General features: G+C 62.7%; 3 protein-coding genes. All 3 read left to right on the forward strand.

Annotated elements, in window-relative coordinates; all coding sequences use genetic code 11:
* Positions 1-114: 114 nt before the first annotated feature.
* A complete protein-coding gene (locus tag ABT116_RS43635; protein ID WP_003943195.1) occupies positions 115-675 on the forward strand; it encodes a TetR/AcrR family transcriptional regulator in 561 nt (186 codons plus the stop codon).
* A 102-nt stretch (positions 676-777) separates the two neighbouring features.
* On the forward strand, positions 778-1482 hold the full coding sequence (locus ABT116_RS43640) for a FadR/GntR family transcriptional regulator (RefSeq protein WP_003943086.1): 705 nt from the start codon (positions 778-780) through the stop codon (positions 1480-1482).
* A 15-nt stretch (positions 1483-1497) separates the two neighbouring features.
* On the forward strand, positions 1498-2016 hold a 519-nt coding region (locus ABT116_RS43645; protein WP_351646349.1), incomplete at its 3' end, for an ATP-binding cassette domain-containing protein.

Here is a 2016-nt window from a genome sequence, read left to right on the forward strand (position 1 = left end):
ATGAGCTAGTGTGTCTCACGTGGCCAGGTTCGTCAATAGGCTCGATCCCCCGAGGCTCACCATTTTTCAACGGCCGAAATTGTGCAGTACCGGACAACCGGAGAGAATGTCCCGATGCCTACCGACCTCGAACGCCGACGCGCGATCGACACCGCCGCGAGCATGTACCTCGCGGAGGAACCACTCGACATGTCACTGCTCGCCGAACGTCTCGGCGTAGGCCGCGCGACGCTGTACCGCTGGGTCGGCAACCGCGACGAGCTGCTCGGAACAGTGCTGGCCGAGGCCACCGAACGGACATACCGAAAGGCGATGTCACAGGCGTCGGGGCAAGGTCCGGAGTACATTCTCGACGTCTTCGGCCGCGTCATGCGATCGGTGGAATCGTCGACAGAACTGCGCGCGCTGACCAAACGCGAACCGATGGTGTTCATCAAACTCGCGATGATGCCCGGCTCCATCGAATCGATCTCCGCCTCCATCACCGCAGAAATCCTGCAATCCCAGGTCGACGCCGGCCAGCTGACGATCACGCTCTCGCCGCAAGTGCTGGGCGAAGCCCTCGTTCGCATCTGCGACGTACACCTCTACGCCCCCCTGCTCGGCCGAGAAAAGGCCGAGATCGAGACTGCCCTCGACCTGATCGCACTGCTCCTCGGCGTCACCCGCAACTGACACGCTTCGACCGCGTGAACACTACGGCGACACACCGGCCACCCGAGTCCTCAGACGTCTGATGAGTTGTTACTCTTTCGGTACCCACCCGAGAGGCAAGCCGTGTCCGACGACCACACAGGATTCACACTTCGCAGTGGTCCGCTGGTACCGCAACTCGAACAGTTGCTGCGCGGGCGAATCATGCATGGAACGTGGGCGCCGTCCGAGCGCATACCGAGCGAGGCGGCCCTCGCCGTCGAACTCGGCGTCGGGCGTTCCTCGATTCGCGAGGCAATCCGCCTCCTCGCTCGCGACGGACTACTCGAAGTCCGACACGGCGTCGGAACCTTCGTGGCTGCCGCGTCCGAACTCGAGCACGTCGACGAATTCACCAAACTTCTTCGACGCTCGAGGATCCTCGAGGTCTTCGAAGTCCGTCGCGCACTCGAGATCGAGGCCGCCAGACTGGCCGCGGAGCGGGTACAACCCGAGGACCTCGACGGCCTGCGGCGTCGACTGACCATGCGACACAGTCATTTCGAGGGTGATGTCGAGAAGTTCGTCGACGTCGACCTCGACTTCCACACCGAAGTCGTTCGACTGTCAGGAAACGCAGTTCTGCTCTCGCTTTTCACGTCGGTGCGTCCGCTCCTTCGTGAATCCCTCGTCGAGATGATGGCCCACGAGGCCGGCGTCCCCGACACCTCACATGCCCATGATCAGTTGGTCGAGGCCCTTCAAGACGCCGACCCAGAAGCCGCGGTAGCGGCAACTCGAGCAAACATCGACACCGTCCTACGACGACTGCGTGTGCTCGACGCCTAAGAGAGGTTAGTTCTCGTGCAACACCCCACCGGCACAGTTCTGTCGACCGAACACGTGGATCTCGTCCGCGACGGCCGATACTTGTTGAAAGACATCAACATTTCGATCGAACCCGGACAACACTGGGTCCTCCTCGGCGCGAACGGCGCAGGCAAGAGCACCCTCCTGAGCCTGCTCGGAGCAACCGCCCACCCGACTCGCGGTTCCGTCTACGTCCTCGGACACAAGCTGGGCCGCGTCGACATGAGGGAACTGCGGATGGACATCGGGCACGTGAACCCGCGTCACACGATCGGAATTCCGATCACCGTCCGCAACGTCGTGATCACCGGCCTCACCAACACCACCGAGGTGATGCCCCGGTGGTCACCGACTCCGGAACAAGAGGCTCACGCCGACGCACTGATCGATCTCCTGGGGATGAGACCGCGCTCGGACATGGAGCTGTCCGCGCTCAAGGGTGTCTTCGAGGACGTCGTCGACGAGACGGTCTCCTACGTCAACGCGCCGCTCTTCGCGCAGGAGCGCGGCGTC

This window comes from Streptomyces sp. NPDC002130 (genome assembly GCF_040296465.1).
Lineage (GTDB): Bacteria > Actinomycetota > Actinomycetes > Streptomycetales > Streptomycetaceae > Streptomyces.